The organism is Streptomyces albospinus, from assembly GCF_014648695.1.
Classification (GTDB): Bacteria; Actinomycetota; Actinomycetes; order Streptomycetales; family Streptomycetaceae; genus Streptomyces; species Streptomyces albospinus.
This window is the reverse complement of sequence record NZ_BMRP01000001.1, coordinates 271,911-287,945: the sequence shown is the minus strand read 5'-3', so window position 1 is coordinate 287,945 and position 16,035 is coordinate 271,911. Positions and strand designations below refer to the sequence as shown.

20 protein-coding genes and 2 pseudogenes are annotated in these 16,035 nt (G+C 71.1%); 12 read left to right on the top strand and 10 right to left on the bottom strand.

Translation table 11 applies throughout. The features are described from left to right. Nucleotides 1–6: 6 nt before the first annotated feature. The gene (locus IEZ17_RS01495; protein WP_189295479.1) at nucleotides 7–768 is read right to left on the bottom strand and encodes a class I SAM-dependent methyltransferase; all 762 of its coding nucleotides are present in this window, start codon (nucleotides 766–768) and stop codon (nucleotides 7–9) included. A 93-nt stretch (nucleotides 769–861) separates the two neighbouring features. Here IEZ17_RS01495 and IEZ17_RS01490 point away from each other — a divergent pair, with 93 nt between their 5' ends. Continuing rightward, complete coding sequence (locus tag IEZ17_RS01490) at nucleotides 862–1,482, top strand: CGNR zinc finger domain-containing protein (RefSeq protein ID WP_189295476.1); 621 nt, start codon at nucleotides 862–864, stop codon at nucleotides 1,480–1,482. Here IEZ17_RS01490 and sodX read toward each other — a convergent pair. Next, on the bottom strand, nucleotides 1,395–1,847 hold the full coding sequence (gene sodX, locus IEZ17_RS01485; protein WP_189296183.1) for a nickel-type superoxide dismutase maturation protease: 453 nt from the start codon (nucleotides 1,845–1,847) through the stop codon (nucleotides 1,395–1,397). The genes IEZ17_RS01490 and sodX overlap by 88 nt on opposite strands. Nucleotides 1,848–2,015: 168 nt before the next feature. On the opposite strand from sodX, the gene sodN reads away from it, so the two are divergent. Then, nucleotides 2,016–2,411: a superoxide dismutase, Ni gene (gene sodN / locus IEZ17_RS01480; protein WP_189295474.1), complete on the top strand. Its 396-nt coding sequence runs from the start codon at nucleotides 2,016–2,018 to the stop codon at nucleotides 2,409–2,411. Nucleotides 2,412–2,418: 7 nt separating this feature from the next. Here the strand turns inward: sodN and IEZ17_RS44095 are convergent. From IEZ17_RS44095 to IEZ17_RS01465, 3 genes and pseudogenes are all read right to left on the bottom strand, one after another. Beyond that, nucleotides 2,419–3,566: pseudogene (locus IEZ17_RS44095) on the bottom strand (tyrosine-type recombinase/integrase). A 21-nt stretch (nucleotides 3,567–3,587) separates the two neighbouring features. Beyond that, nucleotides 3,588–3,887 (bottom strand): annotated as a pseudogene (locus IEZ17_RS01470) (XRE family transcriptional regulator); the annotation flags it as partial. Next, nucleotides 3,775–4,284 (bottom strand): WbqC family protein, encoded by a 510-nt coding sequence (locus IEZ17_RS01465; protein WP_229851656.1) that lies wholly within the window; start codon nucleotides 4,282–4,284, stop codon nucleotides 3,775–3,777. The gene IEZ17_RS01465 and the pseudogene IEZ17_RS01470, both read right to left, overlap by 113 nt. Here IEZ17_RS01465 and IEZ17_RS01460 point away from each other — a divergent pair. The 6 genes from IEZ17_RS01460 to IEZ17_RS01435 all read left to right on the top strand — a co-directional run bounded on the left by IEZ17_RS01460 (nucleotide 4,204) and on the right by IEZ17_RS01435 (nucleotide 8,526). Then, on the top strand, nucleotides 4,204–4,443 hold the full coding sequence (locus IEZ17_RS01460; protein ID WP_189295472.1) for a hypothetical protein: 240 nt from the start codon (nucleotides 4,204–4,206) through the stop codon (nucleotides 4,441–4,443). The two genes, IEZ17_RS01465 and IEZ17_RS01460, sit on opposite strands and share 81 nt — an antisense overlap. 8 nt (nucleotides 4,444–4,451) lie before the next feature. Continuing rightward, on the top strand, nucleotides 4,452–4,862 hold the full coding sequence (locus IEZ17_RS01455) for an ATP-binding protein (RefSeq protein WP_189295469.1): 411 nt from the start codon (nucleotides 4,452–4,454) through the stop codon (nucleotides 4,860–4,862). Beyond that, nucleotides 4,856–5,341 (top strand): hypothetical protein, encoded by a 486-nt coding sequence (locus IEZ17_RS01450; protein ID WP_189295467.1) that lies wholly within the window; start codon nucleotides 4,856–4,858, stop codon nucleotides 5,339–5,341. The genes IEZ17_RS01455 and IEZ17_RS01450 overlap by 7 nt, the downstream gene beginning before the upstream one ends. 51 nt (nucleotides 5,342–5,392) lie before the next feature. After that, entirely contained in the window at nucleotides 5,393–6,514 is a 1,122-nt protein-coding gene (locus IEZ17_RS01445; RefSeq protein ID WP_189295465.1) for an NAD(P)-binding domain-containing protein, read from the top strand. 5 nt (nucleotides 6,515–6,519) lie between these two features. After that, nucleotides 6,520–7,062, top strand: a complete 543-nt coding sequence (locus IEZ17_RS01440; protein ID WP_189295463.1) for an NUDIX hydrolase — start codon at nucleotides 6,520–6,522, stop codon at nucleotides 7,060–7,062. Nucleotides 7,063–7,713: 651 nt separating this feature from the next. Continuing rightward, a complete protein-coding gene (locus tag IEZ17_RS01435; RefSeq protein ID WP_189295461.1) occupies nucleotides 7,714–8,526 on the top strand; it encodes a glycosyl hydrolase in 813 nt (270 codons plus the stop codon). Nucleotides 8,527–8,593: 67 nt separating this feature from the next. Here the strand turns inward: IEZ17_RS01435 and IEZ17_RS01430 are convergent, their stop codons facing one another. Beyond that, nucleotides 8,594–9,238, bottom strand: a complete 645-nt coding sequence (locus IEZ17_RS01430) for a DUF4328 domain-containing protein (protein WP_189295459.1) — start codon at nucleotides 9,236–9,238, stop codon at nucleotides 8,594–8,596. Between the two features lie 802 nt (nucleotides 9,239–10,040). On the opposite strand from IEZ17_RS01430, the gene IEZ17_RS01425 reads away from it, so the two are divergent. Next, nucleotides 10,041–10,409: a YciI family protein gene (locus tag IEZ17_RS01425; protein WP_189295457.1), complete on the top strand. Its 369-nt coding sequence runs from the start codon at nucleotides 10,041–10,043 to the stop codon at nucleotides 10,407–10,409. Nucleotides 10,410–10,469: 60 nt separating this feature from the next. Further along, entirely contained in the window at nucleotides 10,470–11,762 is a 1,293-nt protein-coding gene (locus tag IEZ17_RS01420; RefSeq protein ID WP_373299710.1) for an RNA polymerase sigma factor, read from the top strand. A gap of 66 nt (nucleotides 11,763–11,828) precedes the next feature. Here IEZ17_RS01420 and IEZ17_RS01415 read toward each other — a convergent pair whose 3' ends face one another. Next, nucleotides 11,829–12,788: a LysR family transcriptional regulator gene (locus IEZ17_RS01415; protein WP_229851654.1), complete on the bottom strand. Its 960-nt coding sequence runs from the start codon at nucleotides 12,786–12,788 to the stop codon at nucleotides 11,829–11,831. 220 nt (nucleotides 12,789–13,008) lie between these two features. Between IEZ17_RS01415 and snpA the strand changes: the two genes are divergently transcribed. Continuing rightward, nucleotides 13,009–13,677, top strand: a complete 669-nt coding sequence (snpA, locus tag IEZ17_RS01410; protein WP_189295453.1) for a snapalysin — start codon at nucleotides 13,009–13,011, stop codon at nucleotides 13,675–13,677. Between the two features lie 265 nt (nucleotides 13,678–13,942). Here the strand turns inward: snpA and crcB (IEZ17_RS01405) are convergent, their stop codons facing one another. From crcB (IEZ17_RS01405) to crcB (IEZ17_RS01395), 3 genes are read right to left on the bottom strand one after another with little or no spacing between them, the layout of a single operon-like run. Then, nucleotides 13,943–14,317 carry a fluoride efflux transporter CrcB gene (gene crcB / locus IEZ17_RS01405; protein ID WP_189295451.1) on the bottom strand — a complete coding sequence of 125 codons (375 nt, stop codon included), beginning with the start codon at nucleotides 14,315–14,317 and terminating at the stop codon, nucleotides 13,943–13,945. Next, entirely contained in the window at nucleotides 14,314–14,712 is a 399-nt protein-coding gene (locus tag IEZ17_RS01400; protein WP_229851652.1) for a DUF190 domain-containing protein, read from the bottom strand. Before IEZ17_RS01400 ends, crcB (IEZ17_RS01405) begins: the two co-directional genes overlap by 4 nt. After that, nucleotides 14,709–15,146 carry a fluoride efflux transporter CrcB gene (crcB, locus tag IEZ17_RS01395; protein WP_189295449.1) on the bottom strand — a complete coding sequence of 146 codons (438 nt, stop codon included), beginning with the start codon at nucleotides 15,144–15,146 and terminating at the stop codon, nucleotides 14,709–14,711. Before crcB (IEZ17_RS01395) ends, IEZ17_RS01400 begins: the two co-directional genes overlap by 4 nt. Before the next feature lie 163 nt (nucleotides 15,147–15,309). Here crcB (IEZ17_RS01395) and IEZ17_RS01390 point away from each other — a divergent pair, with 163 nt between their 5' ends. Further along, nucleotides 15,310–16,017, top strand: a complete 708-nt coding sequence (locus IEZ17_RS01390) for a FadR/GntR family transcriptional regulator (RefSeq protein ID WP_189295447.1) — start codon at nucleotides 15,310–15,312, stop codon at nucleotides 16,015–16,017. The last annotated feature ends 18 nt before the right edge of the window (nucleotides 16,018–16,035 follow it).

Below are 16,035 nucleotides of genomic sequence, written 5' to 3'. Positions count from 1 at the left end.
CCGCCGCTACTTCAGCGCCAGGACGAGGCTGTCCGTCGGCGACGTCCAGACGGGGCGCGCCTCCGCGAAGCCCGCATCGCGCAGCACCTGCGCGTGCCACTGCGCGGAGGGTGTGTCGCCGTCCGCGTGCTCGCCGTAGATCGCGAAACGCTCGGCGGTCGGCCCGGCCAGCCGCGGGTCGGCGGCGGCCAGCTGCCACCACTCGGCCCAGTCGACCGTGCCGGCTTCCTTGGCCCGGTCCATCTGCGCGTGCCGGAACGCCCGCTCGGCGGCGTTGATCCGCGGTGTGGAATCGTCGGGCATGCGGTCGGCGTTGAGGAACACCCCGCCGTCCCGGACGAGCCCGCCCAGCTGCCCGTACAGCCCCCGCAGGTCCTCCGTGTGCAGCCAGTGCAGCGCCGTCGCGGTCAGCACCGCGTCGTAGGAGTCGTGCGGCAGCCGCGCGGTCCAGTGCGGGTCCTTCAGGTCGGCCCGGACGAAGCGGATCCGGTCCTCGCCCTCGAAGTAGCCCTGCGCTATGGCCAGCAGCGCCGGGTCCAGATCGACGCCCACGCTCTCGGCCTTCGGGAACCTCTTCAGCAGCCGGTCGGAGATACTGCCGGTACCGCATGCCAGATCGAGCACCCTGGGCTCGGGGCCCACCAGCGCCTCGACCATGTCGAGCATCACCCGGAACCGCTCCTCGCGGTCGGGCATGTACCACTCCTGCTGCCGGTCCCAACTGTCCTGCCACGCCTGCCAGTCGCTGCCCATAGCGGTCTCGGTCATCACAACCCCTTCGGCCCGTAATACCCTCGTACTGACAACACCCATTACGAAAGCTCGTGCTCGCACCTTAGACGCGCCACGTAAGGACTACAAGTGGAACTGGCCTATTACTCGGACTACGCCGTGCGGCTGGTCAACACCGAGCAGCCCGAGCGCGGCGGCGACACCCTCACCTCGGTCGAGGCGGTCCGCGAACTCTTCGGCCCCGCCCAGCAGGCCGCCCGGCGCGCCACCGACAGCGACGTGACCCGGCTGCGCACGGTACGCGCCCGGCTGCGCGCCGTCTTCGAGGCCGCCGACCGCGGCGAGGAGGTACTGGCGGTGGACCTGCTCAACGCGCTGATGATGGAGTTCCCGGTCAGCCCGCAGATCTCCGGCCACGAATACCGCGACGACGACGGCCGCCCCAAGTGGCACATGCACATCGCCGACCACGCGGCCAACGCCACCGCCGGCTACACCGCGACCGCCTGCATGGGCCTGGCCTTCCACCTCACCGAACTGGGCGTGGACCGGCTGGGCATCTGCGAGGCGCGGCCGTGCCGCAATGCCTACCTCGACACCTCGACCAACCGGTCCCGGCGCTACTGCTCCGACCGCTGCGCCACCCGCGCCAACGTCGCCGCCTACCGCGCCCGCAAGCGCCTGGAGAGCGAGCGCACCGGCCGCACCGCCGACCAGGCCCAGGCGGCCACCGCCCTCGGCGAGCGCTGAACCCCGCGCGGCGGCCGGACCCGCACCCAGGCGCGGGCGACCACCAGCTCGTCGGGCACCGCCCCGAACTCCCGGCTGTCGTTCTCGACGTACGGGTTGTCGCCGCGCACCCACCAGCCGCCGTCCCGGCGCTCCACCGCCCGCTTGACGATCAGCAGGTCCTGCCGGAACGGGTGCCGCAGCACGATGACGTCGCCGGGCCGCACCGCGGCCCCGTACTGCACCACCAGCTGGTCCCCCGGCTGGAGCGTCGGCACCATCGACGGGTTGTACACCTCGGCCAGCCCGAACGACCGCAGCAGCCCGCCGTGCACCGGCTCCGCGCCGCCGCGCTCCCGCTCCGGCTCCTGCACCCGCTCCGGCATCCCGTACCTCCCGGTCCCGCCCCGGTCCGACCCGTTCACCGGTCCATCCTCCATCAGTCCCAATCTGCCACTGGACTTTTGCCCTAAGACCCCCGGGCCACCCGAGAAAAGCCTTCCCCCACCGAGTAATCTCGCACCTGAGAAGACGATCACGAGGAAGGACTGAACATGCTTTCCCGCCTGTTCGCCCCCAAGGTCAAGGTCAGCGCGCACTGCGACCTGCCCTGCGGCGTGTACGACCCCGCCCAGGCCCGCATCGAGGCCGAGTCGGTCAAGGCCGTCCAGGAGAAGTACCAGGCCAACGAGGACGCGGACTTCCGCGCCCGCGCCATCCTGATCAAGGAGCAGCGCGCCGAGCTGGCCAAGCACCACGTCTCGGTGCTGTGGAGCGACTACTTCAAGCCCCCGCACTTCGAGAAGTACCCGCAGCTCCACCAGCTGGTCAACGACACCCTCAAGGCCCTCAGCGCCGCCAAGGGTTCGAACGACCCGAAGACGGGCGAGAAGGCCCTGGAGCTCATCGCCGAGATCGACAAGATCTTCTGGGAGACGAAGAAGGCTTGATCTTTGGCTAGGCCGTCTGACCTGCGATTTCGCGGGTCCTATCGCCTACCTGTCCGCACCCGGTCCGCAAGCCGCCGAGAACGGCGTCCATGACGGAGCGGGTGCGGTCTTCTTCGCCCGGCCACAGGTGCGCGTAGATCCGCAGCGTGATGACCGCGGACGCGTGACCGAGCACCAGCTGGACCTGCTTGACGCTCGCCCCGCCCGCGATGAGCGCGGGGGCGAAGAAGTGACGCAGGTCGTGGGTCACCATGTGCGGCAGCTCGACGGGCTTGCGGCCCTCGCGCTCGGCCGCCGCGTTCTCCGCCGCCTGGAGCGCCTTACGAGCGCAGTTCCATTCGGTCTTCCATCGGCGGTAGCTGAGGGGCTCGCCCTCCTCCATCGTGAACAGCCACTCCTTCGAGGGGCGTGCGGCGAGATGCGTGAGAAGGGCGTCGGTGACGACCTCACCGACCGGGACGGTGCGCCGCCGGTCTTCGGCGGTCCGATCAAGCCGGACTGCAAGCGCTGACGCTCGACGCGGATGGTGCCGTGCTTGAAGTCGACGTCCGAGACCTTCAGGCCGAGCAACTCGCCGATGCGCAAGCCCGATCCGGCCAGCACGACGATCGCCGCGCGGATGTACGGCGGCATGGCGCCGGCCATCGCCTCAACCTGCGCGACGGTTGGCGGCATGACCTCCTCGTCCGGCGTGGCCGGAAGCGTGATCCGCTTGCACGGGCTCGTGGCGATGACCTTGTCCTAGACGGCGGCCGTCATGACGCGGACGAGGACGTCGTAGACGTTGCGCACGCTGCCGGGGCCAAGCTGCTCGGAGAGCTTCTTGAAGAGGGCCTGGATGTGGGTCCGCCGCAGGGAAGCCATCGCGTACGAGCCGAGCGCGGGTATCAGGTGGACCCGCAGGGCGTTGTCCGTGATGCGGGTGCCCGCCTCACCGGCTATCTGCTCAGCCTCCCATTGGGTCGCGTACTTCTCGAAAGAGATCTTTCCCGCGCGCGGGTCGACGTACAGGCCGGTGACCATGCTGGTCGTGACCTCGTCGAGCCAGCGCTGGGCGTCGACCTTGCGGTCGAAGTGGCGCGCGTGCTCCCTGCCGTCGAGGTCGCGGTAGCGGGCACGCCACTTGCCGTTGGGGCGCTTCTGGATGTTCGCCAAGTTCGCTCTCCTTTGGGTTGGTTAGTGGTAGTAGTCCCCGCTCTCGATGTACTCGGTGAGGGTGCGGGCGTCGCGCTCGTCGCCCGTGAGGCGAAGGCACTGCTCGTGGATGGCCCGTGAGCCGTCGGGGTGCGCCTCGATGTACTCGGCGGTGGCGGTCACGGCCCGGTGGAGGCGGTCCTGGGCGTCGCGGGACTCGTAGAACGCCTCAACGGCTTCCTGGACGAGGCGCCGCCCTTCGAGGTCGATGCCTTCGAGCGGCGGAGACATGAGTTCTTCGAGGGGCAGCTCGAAGACTCTGCTGAAGGCCAGGGCCTCGTCGGCCGATGGTCCAGATGCCGGCGGTGGGGGTCAGGAACGGGGTAACGGTGATCGCCTGGGCCGTGAAGAGGTTCGTGTCCAGGTATGTCATGCCTCCGGTCCCGCACAGATACGAGCGTGCACCGGTGATGGCGGCCAGGTCCGCAAGCCGCTGCGAGCGTCCGGGCCGGGCCGCCAGTCGGCTGCTGGCCAGGATCTGGCCCTGCCAGCCGAGCAGGTCGAGCAGGACTCGGGCAGAGGTCTCGGCGACGGCCGCGGTCCGGCCGGTGTCGAAAGCGGCCTGGATTGGTTCCAGCGCTTGGGCGAGTACGGGCCAGTGGGGGCTGCGTTCACCGGGCTGCTGGACGTGCTCGATCTGCCGGATGTCTACGGAGTGGTCCTGCCTTCCGCCTCCCACCTGGGGCCCAAGTCGATAGCCGCCGAGCGGCAGCGGGAGATCGCCCGATCCGGCGTCCGGCTGATGCTCGTCCGCGACAACGCCACGGCCCGCCGGACGCCGCCCCGCTCTCGCCGCCGCACTTCCAGCTCTGCCCCTGCCCTGGACGCCGAGACATGAGGCTCGCCATGCCCGATGCCATCAAACGCTTCTTCGCCCCTGCCCCCGAATCCGTGGGCCAGGCCCGTGACTTCGTCGTTCGCACCCTGGCCGCCTGGAACCTGGAGGGGCGGGCCGATGACGTCCGCCTCTGTGTCTCCGAGCTGGCCACCAACGCCATCGCGCACGGCACACGCCGCGGCCGTGGCTTCCACGTCGCGATGAGCGCCGAGGACGGCATCGTCCGCGTCGAGGTCCACGACTCCGGCCCCCGCCGGCCCAAGCTCCAACGCCCCACCAGCGACGACGTCTCCGGCCGCGGCCTGCACATCGTCGCCATACTCTCCGACGAGTGGGGCGTCGAGGAGCGCGGACTGGCGGGCAAGGCCGTCTGGTCACGCTTCAAGACCGCCCCGGCCCCCCAGGGGGCACCATGCTGACCGCCCGCCCCCTGACACCCGCCGCAGGTCCCGGGCCCGGCCTGCTGGCCGCCTTGGGCGCCTGGACCTGGCTCGGCGTCGACCCGGCCGACACCGACCTCGCGCACCTCCTCCTGGCCCACCCGCCCGGCCGCACCGAACACGACACCGCCGCCGCCATCGAGGCTCGCATGCGGCGCCGCTCCGCATCCTTGGGCGGCCTGGCCGAACCGCAGGACCCGGTCCCTGACCTTGGGGAACGCCTGCTGATCGTGGACACCAGCACGGTGCTGCTGCGGTTCCACGGCAGCCGTTTCGGCACCCGGCTGCCGGTCCGATCCGGCTGGACCCGGCACGTCCGCGACCACCGTCAGGCTCTCATAGTGATCGGCTCGGACCCGCTGCCGCGAAGCGCCGACCTCCCCCGCGTCGACGCCTACCTCGATGCCGGCCTCGCCTCCGGCCGCCTCCTGTTCGGTCTCGCCCACCCTGCCGCCTGAACGCCCCGGCCACCCATGCACTGCCCTGACTCCCGACGAGAGGGAACGGCCATGGAATCCTTCGAACGCGCCCGGCTGGACGCCTACTTCACCAAGATCGCCACCCAGTTCACCTCCACCGACGAGGTCACCTCCTTCCTGGTGACCCACCTCCTGCCCGAGCGTCCCGGCTTCGTCCGCGCGGTCGCCGCGATGAGCCGCCTGCGGACGGTCCTGCCCAAGCCGAAGTCCATCACCCCCGCCGCCCAGCGCGAGGTCGAGCAGACCATCCCGGTCGACACGCTCTCCCGTGAGCTGTTCGCCGAACCCGACGCCGCGCTGGACTACTTCGAGTCCCGCGCCGCAGGCGAGCCCGTCGTGCTGCTGGACGTCGGCGGCTACTTCGCTCCCACCCTCGCCGAGCTGCACGCCCGCTTCTCCGGACAGATCCTCGGAGTGATCGAGGACACCGAGAACGGCCACCGCCGCTACGAGGACCTCGACAAGCTGCCCTGCCCGATCATCTCGGTTGCCCGCTCACCACTGAAGGACCCCGAGGACTTCCTGGTCGGCCAGTCCGTGGTCTTCTCCACCGAGGCCGTCATGCGCGGCCGGGGCGACATCCTCCACGGCCGCCCCGCCCTGGTGATCGGTTTCGGCAAACTGGGCAGCTCCATCGCCCGCCTCCTGCACGCCAAGGGAGTCCAGGTCACCGTCCATGACATCGACCCGGTCCGCCGCACCCAGGCCCTTTCCCAGGGCTTCACCGTCGCCCGCGACCGGGAGGACGCACTGCGGGGCGCCGGGCTCGTGCTCTGCGCGACCGGCGCCGTCTCGCTCCATGGCGAAGACTTCCCGCACCTGTGCAACGGCGCCTACGTCGCCACCGTCACCTCAAGCGAGGACGAACTGGAGCTCAGCGGCCTACCGGACGTCTACACCCGCACCATGGTCGGCGACCACGTCACCCGCTACCAGACCACCGGCCACTACTTCTATCTCGCGAACGGCGGCAACGCCGTCAACTTCCTTCATGGTGCCAGCGTTGGGCCGTTCGTCTTCCTGGTCCAGGCCGAAATCCTCGCCGGGATCAGGATGCTCACCCGCACCGACCTCGCCCCTGGCATGCACGAGGCCACCGCGGACGACCGCGCCGCCATCGCGGCGACATGGCTCTCCTACTTCAACAGGTGATCGACTTGGCCATCACAGAAGCCCACATCCGCACCACCCTGACCGCCTACCTCGACGAACACCCTGACGAGAAGGCCACGCTGGCCCCAGCCCTCGATCTTCTCGACGCCGGAGCCGACCTCACCTCCCGCAAGGAGTTCCGCGGCCACGCGACAGCCGGCGCCGTCCTCGCCGACCCGGTCGGGCGCATCCTGCACATCCACCATCTCGCCCTGGACAAGTGGCTCCTGCCCGGCGGTCACCTGGAGCCCGCGGACGACGCGCTGCTGCAAGCGGCCCTGCGCGAACTCACCGAGGAGACCGGCATCCCCGCCAGTGCCGTCACCACCGTCAGCCACCGGCCCGTCCACATCGACATCCACCCCATTCCCGCCAACGAAGCCAAGGGGGAAGCCGCACACCAGCACATCGACTTCAGGTTCCTCTTCCGCACCACGACCGACGTCGGTCAGTTGCAAACCGAGGAGGTCACCGACGCCTCCTGGCGAGTCCTCGACACACTCAGCAACGAACGTCTGCGACGCCGCGTCGCCGACGCCCTCCGCTGACAACCCCGTCGGCCGCTCCTGCTCCAGCAGGGCAGGAGCGGCAGCGGACACCGACCTCGCAGTTCACCCACATCGGCCCCAAGCGGCCGGACCAGCGCCGCGCTGCAGGGTCTAATGCGAATACCAGTGACTTCGAGGCTGTCGAGTCCACCGGATGGAAACGTCTCCGCAGATCAGGCGGTCGAACTGCACTCCATGTCAGTGGTATTGCCCCTAACCCCCATCTCGCTCCACGTCGTCCGGTCTCACCGACGGTGCGGCTGCCCAGAGCGTGGAAGCGGTTTCAAGATCCACAAGGAATCCACAAAGAAGGCTGTCAGCCTGCGTTCTCCCGTGGCCTGGATAGTGCGGCTGCGGAAGCTTCCGGACGAGGTGAAGAAAGTCATGCGTGTGTCCCGGGTGTTCGGCAGCCGTCGCCGTGTGGCGTCCGCCGCCGCATCTCTCGCCGTGATCACAGCGGCAGTTACCGGCTGTTCAGGCCATAAGACCCCGAACGCCTCCGGGGCAGCACCGGTCGCCGCAGCGGCGCCGACCACTTCGGGTTCGTCCACGCCGGGGCCTTCCTCTTCGACCGGGGCGTCGTCAGGCGTACTGTTCGGCGGCGACGCTGCGCTGTCCGGTCTGACGCATCTCGGCCGGTCGCCGGCGATCGTGCGCACCTACGACACCATCGACACCGCCGGCGCGTTTCCCTCCGCGGACGAGACCAGCGCCCTGCGCTCCGGGGCCACATTGCTCACCAGCCTCGGCACGGGAAAGAACCGGGACTGGGCGTCGATCGCCGCAGGCACCTCGGACGCCGCCGTGCTGAAATTCCTGCGTGCGGTCAACGCCGCCGCCACAACCCACCACCTGAACTCGATCTACGTGTCGTTCAATCACGAACCGAACGCGAAGATCGACGCCGGGAAGGGGAAACCGGCCCAGTTCGTCGCCGCCTGGCGCCACGTGTACCAACTGGCAGCCCACGCACACCTGAACGCCCAGACCGGCGGCCACCTGCACTGGGTGTGGATCCTCACCGCGAGCGGCTTCCATCAGGACACCGTCGCCAACAGCTTCTGGCCCGGCGCCCCGTACGTGGACGTGGTCGGGGCCGACGGCTACGTATCCGGCGGCTGCACGAAGCAGCAGAGCGGCAACTACGTCGACCCGGCCAAGACCGCCACGAAACCCGACGCCATATTCGGCCCGGCACTGACCTGGAGCACCACCCACGCCAAAGGCAAGCCGGTATTCATCCCGGAGTGGGGCAGCGTCCCTTTCACCCACCCCGACGTCCGGCCCTCGTACATCAACGCCATGACCAAGTACGTGATCGCCCACCCCCAGATCGGCGCCGTCATGTACTGGAACGACCACGCCCACAAAGACTCCTGCGACTACGCCCTCGACAAGGACCCTGCTTCGCAGCGCGCCCTCGCCGCCATGGGCGCCAACGCCCACTTCCAAGCACACCCCTGACACCGGCTACGACACCACGGCATCCGCGGGCGCGCCCAGAACTGGCCCCTATTTCACAGGTATTGGTCTAGTTCATGTGCTTCTGCTGTACCGCGGTGAGGGCGCGGACGACAAAGGTGCCGGCCACGGCCGCGCCGACGACGGCTGCGTCGGCCACCAGCAGCAGGGGGGCGTCTGTGTAGGCACGGGCGATGACGGCGTCCGTGGTGCCGGCGTACAGGCCCGCCCCGCCCAGGGAGCCGACCAGCCACAGGCCCCACCACCAGTTCACGGCGCGCGGCAGGCGCTCGCCGGGAGCGCTGGCGCGGTGGATGTCCGCGACGATCCCGCGGGGTATCCACAGGTTGGCGATGGGGAGGATCCAGCCGGCGTAGACCCATGGCCAGGAGTAGCGCGGGCGCTGTCCCGAGAGGGTGCGCGCGTTGTCGCGGACGCGCCACAGCCAGGCCAGGAAGGCGATGGCGCACAGCACCGTGGCCGCTTCTCCCAGGGCACTGACGAGGTGGTATCCGTTTTCCAGCGCGGTCAGCGTGCGGTGCCGGCCACCGCCCTGGTCCGGCGGCCCGGACGGCGGCTGTCCAGCCGCGGCGAGCTGGATCTGCCACACGGCCACGGCCGCCCAGGCTGCGCCGGCGAGGACAAGGGTGGCGACGGCGCAGCGGGCCGTTCCCCGGATCGGGCGCAGAGCGGGCGGCGCTATGTGGTCATTCACGTGGGCGTCCTTATTCCTACGGGAGGTCGCGTCGGCCACAGGCAACAGCGTCGGGCCGGCGTCGTCCCTCGACGAATGTCGGGCGTTGGGGAGAGCGGTTAAGGGGTGGCCCGCGGCGTTGAGGGGCAGCCGACGTCGTCGTCGCGCACCATCGCGGGGAGGGGGGTCCGAGCGGACCCGTCCGGCTACTGTATCGAATGCGCCCTTCCACGCGTTGACCTGCGCGGTCAACCTTCAGTGGCAAGCGGTCAAGGAATCGCTGACACGGGACAGCCTCTGAGCGCCCTCTGTCCCCGTAGCCCCACCGCGAGGCGACACCCTTCGTCAACCCGCAGGCACTGCGAGTCATCCTGGACACCCCGTCGCCGGGTGAGGAGCATACGAACATGCCTGATGAGCTCTCAGTCCCGGACCTGGATGGCCAGGGGTTTTGTTGTCCGGCGAGCGCCGCAGCAGTCCGCACACAGTCCGCAGGACACCCGATCAGGACCGTCGCACCCCGTCGCCAGCAATCAAGAAAATGCCAGGTCAGAGACCTACAGCAAGGATCGCAGCAGGTCACCGACCTGGCCGATTACTTGGAGACGAAGAAGGCGTAACCCCGCCGCACGTCGCAGCACCTCCCACAGCACCCGGCATCCGCGCGGAGCCGAGTGCTGTGGGCGTCTTACGGCCCCCGGGGAGAGGCGCCGGAAAACCTCCCCGCGGATGTCGATCCCGGCGTCCCCGGTTCGTCGAGTGGGTATCCGCGCACCGCGCACCGGGGCGCGTTGCACAAGACACCTCATACGCAGAGGAGACCGTGATGCGCTTCATGATGCTGGTCCGGATCGACGAGACCACCGCGCCCGCCGGCGGGCCGAGCCCGGAGCTGATGGCCGAGATGGGCAGGCTGATGGACGAGATGACCAAGGCCGGGGTGCTGCTGGACACCGCCGGGCTGCGGCCGAGCGCGGAGGGCACCCGGGTGCGACTGTCGGGCGGGAGGCTGAGCGTGACGGACGGGCCGTTCGCCGAGGCGAAGGAGGTCATCGGCGGATATGCGCTGATCCAGGCCGCCTCGAAGGAGGAGGCCGCCGAGTGGGCGAAGCGGTTCCTGCGGGTGCACGGCGACGCGTGGGAGCTCACGACCGAGATCCGGCAGGTGGACGAGGCGCCGTCGGGGGTCTGAGCGGCGGTGCCGGGCCCCGCCGCGGTGCGGTTTGCCGCGCCGCGGCGGGGGTGTTCTGATGTGGCCGTGGCAGCGGGAGAGACGACGGCGGGCGAGGCGCGGCGGGCGGTCGAGGCGGTGTTCCGGATCGAGTCGCCGCGGCTGATCGCCGGGCTGACCCGGATCGTCCGCGATGTCGGGCTCGCCGAGGAGCTGTCGCAGGACGCGCTGGTGGCCGCCCTGGAGCGGTGGCCGGAAACCGGCGTCCCGGACAATCCGGGGGCCTGGCTGATGGCCACCGCCAGGAACCGGGCGATCGACCTGCTGCGCCGCCGGGAGCGGCTGGCGCAGAAGGTCGAGGCGCTGGGGCGCGAGGCGGAGCGCCGACCGGGCCCGTCCGAGGCCGACTTCGCGCGGGTCCTCGACCCCCGGGTGATCGAGGACGACCTGCTGCGGCTGGTGTTCGTCGCCTGCCATCCGGTGCTCTCCACCCAGGCACGGGTGGCGCTGACCCTGCGGCTGCTCGGCGGGCTGCGGACGGACGAGATCGCCCGCGCCTTCCTGGTGTCGGAGACGACCGTGCAGCAGCGGATCGTCCGGGCCAAGAAGAAGCTCGCCGCGGCCGGGGTGCCGTTCGAGGTGCCGGCCGCCGGGGAGCTGGCCGGCCGGCTGTCGTCGGTGCTGGAGGTCGTCTACCTGGTCTTCAACGAGGGGTACGCGGCGACGGCCGGCGACGACTGGATGCGTCCGGCGCTGTGCGAGGACGCACTGCGGCTGGGCCGGATGGTGGCCGGGCTGCTCCCGGACGAGCCGGAGGCGCACGGGCTGGTGGCGCTGATGGAGATCCAGGCGTCCCGGTCGGCCGCGCGGACCGGCCCGGCGGGCGAGCCGGTGCTGCTGCTGGAGCAGAACCGCGCGCGCTGGGACCGGCTGCTGATCCGGCGCGGGCTGGCCGCCCTGGCCCGCGCCGAGGAACTGGGTGGCACGGTCGGCCCGTACGCCCTCCAGGCCGCCATCGCCGCCTGTCACGCGCGGGCGCGGACCGCGCAGGAGACCGACTGGCCGCGGATCGCGGTGCTGTACGAGGCGCTGGGCCGGGTCGCGCCGTCCCCGGTCGTGGAGCTGAACCGCGCGGTGGCGGTGGGGATGGCGTACGGGCCCGTGCAGGGCCTGGCGGTGGCGGACGGGCTGGCGGCGGAGCCGGCGCTGGCGGGCTACCACCTGCTGCCGAGCGTCCGCGGCGATCTGCTGGCCCGGCTGGGGCGGGCCGCGGAGGCCCGGGAGGAGTTCCTGCGGGCGGCCTCGATGACCCGTAACGCCCGGGAGCGGGCCCTGTTGGAGGAACGGGCGGCGGAGGCGGAGCGGGAGGGCTGATTCCGGCCGCCGCGGGCACCGTGCCGTACCGGGGCGTCCGGCGACCGTCCGCGGCCGTCCCCCGCGCTACCTGCCCGCCCTCAGCGGGCCGTCGTGCCGGACCAGCCAGTCGCGATACGCCTCGCTCGCCCAGGCGATCTCCATGTACGAGGCGGTCAGATCGGCGAACAGGTCGTCGGCGGCGGCGGCCGGGGCGCCGTCCGGGCGGCAGGCCATGAAGAGGCGGACGGCCAGCGGGTCGCCGTGCAGCGGGCGGATCGCCATGCCGGGGCGGGAGCGGGCGGTGGGCTGGCAGGGGGTGACGACCTCGCCGGCCGTGACGAGGTCCACGGCGGTGAGGTAGTCGCCGTGCACCACACGGGGGTTGATCCCGGCGGCGGCCCAGATGCGGCGCAGTCCGGCCCATTCGCCGTCGACGGTCGGGTCGACCATCCACTGGTCGTCGGCGAGGTCGGCGACCCGGACGACGGACCGGGCGGTGGCCGGGTGGGTGTCCGCGAGAGCGATGAACTGGGGCTCCCTGGCGAGGAGTTCGTGCTCCACCAGGCCCTCGGGCACGCGCAGCGGGGCGCCCTCGACCTCGTGGACGAAGGCGGCGTCGAGCTGCCCCATCGCGACCATGTGCAGCAGGGCATTGGCGGACACATCGGTCCGTATCGTGGTGTCGGTCTCCGGCAGCCGCACCCGCAGCCGCCGCAGCCAGCCGGCCACGGCGGGGCTGTTCGTACTGCCGATGTGCAGCCGGGCACCCTCCTCGCGGACGGAAGCCGACGCGATCTCCTCGACAAGCGCGCGCATTTCGGCCACTATCGGCCGGGCCCGGCACAGCACCGAGTGCCCGAGGGGTGTCGGCCGGCTGCCGCTCGGTTCACGGAAGAAGAGCTGGCCGCCGAGGGCTTTCTCGATACGGCGCAACTGGGTCGTCAAGGAAGGCTGGGTCATACCCAACTGCCGCGCCGCCTTGCGTACGCTGCCGGTGTCGGCGATGGCGCACAAAGCGCGAAGATGCCTTACCTCTAGCTCCACGTCCGGAGCATAAACGCGCAGGCGCAGCTCACACCAGACTCTTAAACCTGCCTGAACACCCGCTTTTTCACAGGGGTATTGCCTGGCGCTATCGCCACCTGGCATCTCCGCCTTCCGGGTGAACTCCGTTCAGACTCAACGGCACCAAGAAATCCGCAGGGCCCCGGCCGCCGCCCCACACGGCGGCCGTACGGCCCTCGGAGATTAAGGAGCCCCCCACATGAAATCTCCCAAGACGGCGCTGTCGGCAGCGCTCGGACTGGGCCTCGCCGCCGCGCTCGCAGCCGCAGCGCCGGTCTCGGCAGCTTCCCCCTCGACTCATGCCAACTCCCACCGCAGCACCGCCGCTTCGATCGCCGCGTACACCGGATCGGCGGCCGAGAAGGCGGACACCAAGGCGTTCTTCGAGGCCGTCATGAAGTCGGCCCGCGCCAAGATGAAGGCACACCCGGACGCGGCTGCGGTCACCGTCACCTACGACGCCAGCGCCGCCCCGACGTACCAGAGCCAGATATCCCAGGCCGCGTCGATATGGAACGGCGCGGTCAAGAACGTCAAGCTCCAGGAAGGCAGCGGCGGCGACTTCCAGTACAAGGAGGGCGACGACCCGCGCGGTTCGTACGCCAGCACCGACGGCCACGGCAAGGGCTTCGTCTTCATCGACCACAAGCAGTCCGAGGAGTACAACTCCACGCGCGTGGTCGCCCACGAGACCGGCCATGTGCTGGGCCTGCCGGACCACTACGAGGGTCCGTGCAGCGAGCTGATGTCCGGCGGCGGCCCCGGCCCGTCCTGCCAGAACACCCAGCCGGACGCGAACGAGCGCGCCAAGGTGGACCAGCTCTGGGCGAACGGCCTGGCGGGCATCCGCTTCGGCACGGCCGCCTGACCCTTCAGGTGGCCGGGTGGCCCGTACGGCCGCCCGACGACGCGGTACGGCGGTGGCCGGCCGCTCCCCGGCCGGGCTGACGGTGGCCGGGGAACGGCCGGCGGCCCGCGGCCGACGAGGACCGTTACCTGGCGGCCGGCCCTCGTATCCCCACCGGCCGAGGTGTTCCGTGCGTCCGCCCTTGCGGTGGGGCTCTTCCCTGAGCCCCACCGCTCGCGCATGTCCGGCCGGTCGGCGGGCGGCGCCGGGAGCGGCCCCGCCGAGGTCAGCCCCAGAGGGCCCGTGCGAGGGCCGCTCCGGCGAAGGCGGCGGCGAGTCCGGCGATCAGGCTCAGGACGACATTGGCCGCCGCGTACAGGCGCGCCCCGTCGGTCGTCAGCCGCAGGGTCTCGTACGAGAAGGTCGAGTAGGTCGTCAGCGCCCCGCACAGGCCCGTACCGACCAGCAGTTGGGCGTGTGAGGTGGCCGCACCGGCGGCGACCGCGCCGGTCAGCGTGCCGAGGATCAGGCTGCCGGACACGTTGACGGCGAACGTCCCCCAGGGGAAGACGCTGTCGTGCCGGGCCTGGACGAAGCGGTCGGTGAGAAAGCGCAGCGGTGCCCCGACCATGGCACCGGCCACCACCAGCAGCCAGTTCACCCGCGTCCGTCCTCCCCGCCCGCGGCCCTCTCCGGCCGCCCCTGGTAAGCGATCATCTCGCATGGATCGAGCGTCACCAGGCCCCCGCCCGCCAGGAGTTCGTCCAGCTGCGGCAGGAACCCGCGGATCCGGTCCTCGGCGTCGACGGCGACGACCGCGACCGGCAGTTCCTCGCTGAGCGACAGCAGCCGCTGGGTGTGGATCACCGAGGTGGTCCCGAAGCCCTCGACACCGCGGAAGACGCTGGCCCCGGCCAGCCCCGCCGCGCGGGCCCGGTGCACGATCTCCGCGTAGAGGGGCCTGTGGTGCCACACCTCCTGCTCGCCGACGACCACCGTCAGCCGCAGCGCCGGAACCCCGCGGTGCGCCGTAGCGCCCCTCATGTCGTCCGTCATGCCGTCCGCCGCCTCAGTCCGAAGAGCGCCCGGCTCGCGGCCATCCCGACCGTCACGGCCGCGAGCGCGGCGAACAGGGTGGCCGCGAGGTACGCCAGTGCCGCCGCCACCCGGTGGGCCTCCACCAGGCGCTCGATGTCCACGACATAGGTCGAGAAGGTGGTGAAGCCGCCGAGGATGCCGGTGCCGAGGAACGGGCGGAGCAGCCGGTGCGCCGTCCACACCTCGGTGATCAGCACCATCAGGACGCCCATCACCGCACATCCGGACACATTGACGGCGAGCGTCGTCCAGGGGAAGGCGCCGGTGCCGGTGGGCCAGATCAGGGCGGCGCCGTAACGGGCCACGGCGCCGATGGCACCGCCCACGGCCACCGCGCCGATCACCGGCCACTCGCCCTGCCAGGGCGCGGCCCGTCGGGCTCGCTCGTCCATGTGTCTCCATGGCTGACGGGATCGGGTCCGCCGGGATCATCGCGTTCGCCGAGATCGCCGACGCCCTCAGGCTAAGCCCGGCCGGTTGACACGGCTAAACATGGGATGTTCCCATCACCGGTGGAATCCTGTGAGGGGAACCGCGAGACGAGAGGACGGCCCGATGCCGCTGCGCAGCACCGCCCGTACCAGCCTGGTCGACCTGGTCATCGAGCAGATGGAGCGGCTGATCACCGAGGGCGAGTGGCCGGTGGGGAGCAAGATCCCGGCCGAGCCGGTCCTGGTGGAGCAGCTGGACGTCGGCCGGAACACCGTCCGGGAGGCGGTCCGCGCACTGGTGCACACCGGGATGCTGGAGCCGCGGCAGGGCGACGGGACCTACGTCCGCGCGCGCAGCGACTTCGGCGCCGCGGTGCAGCGGCGGCTGCGTCGCGCCGCGCACCTGGAGGCGTACGAGGTGCGTGCCTGCCTGGAGCGCGACGCGGCCCGCCATGCCGCCCGGCGCCGTACCGACGAGGGCCTGGCCGCGCTGCGCGAGGCGCTGGCGGTGCGCGGCCGGGCCTGGGAGTCCGGCGATGCGGCCCGGTTCGTGGAGGCGGACATGCGGTTCCACCGGGCCGTCGCCGCCGCCGCGCACAACAGCGTGCTGGCCGAGCTCTACGAGCACCTGAGCGACGCGCTGCGCGGCACGCTGGAGGCGGTGGTGGCCATTCCGCTGCTGCCCGACGCGGTGCGCCACCAGCTCGACGCGCACACCGCCATCGTCGACGCCATCGAGGCACAGGACCCGGACGCCGCCGAGCGCGCGGCGCTGGCGCATCTCACCGAGGCCGCCGACGCACTGCGCGAACCGCCCGCGGGGACCGCGTAGCCGGCCGGCGGCGCCGCG

What these genes read in the sequence shown, in the direction of transcription:
- IEZ17_RS01495 (WP_189295479.1), bottom strand. Translation starts at nt 768, where the DNA reads ATGACCGAGACCGCTATGGGCAGCGACTGGCAGGCGTGGCAGGACAGT.
- sodX (WP_189296183.1), bottom strand. Translation starts at nt 1,847, where the DNA reads ATGCCGGAGCGGGTGCAGGAGCCGGAGCGGGAGCGCGGCGGCGCGGAG.
- sodN (WP_189295474.1), top strand. Translation starts at nt 2,016, where the DNA reads ATGCTTTCCCGCCTGTTCGCCCCCAAGGTCAAGGTCAGCGCGCACTGC.
- IEZ17_RS01455 (WP_189295469.1), top strand. Translation starts at nt 4,452, where the DNA reads ATGCCCGATGCCATCAAACGCTTCTTCGCCCCTGCCCCCGAATCCGTG.
- IEZ17_RS01450 (WP_189295467.1), top strand. Translation starts at nt 4,856, where the DNA reads ATGCTGACCGCCCGCCCCCTGACACCCGCCGCAGGTCCCGGGCCCGGC.
- IEZ17_RS01445 (WP_189295465.1), top strand. Translation starts at nt 5,393, where the DNA reads ATGGAATCCTTCGAACGCGCCCGGCTGGACGCCTACTTCACCAAGATC.
- snpA (WP_189295453.1), top strand. Translation starts at nt 13,009, where the DNA reads ATGAAATCTCCCAAGACGGCGCTGTCGGCAGCGCTCGGACTGGGCCTC.
- IEZ17_RS01400 (WP_229851652.1), bottom strand. Translation starts at nt 14,712, where the DNA reads ATGACGGACGACATGAGGGGCGCTACGGCGCACCGCGGGGTTCCGGCG.
- crcB (WP_189295449.1), bottom strand. Translation starts at nt 15,146, where the DNA reads ATGGACGAGCGAGCCCGACGGGCCGCGCCCTGGCAGGGCGAGTGGCCG.
- IEZ17_RS01390 (WP_189295447.1), top strand. Translation starts at nt 15,310, where the DNA reads ATGCCGCTGCGCAGCACCGCCCGTACCAGCCTGGTCGACCTGGTCATC.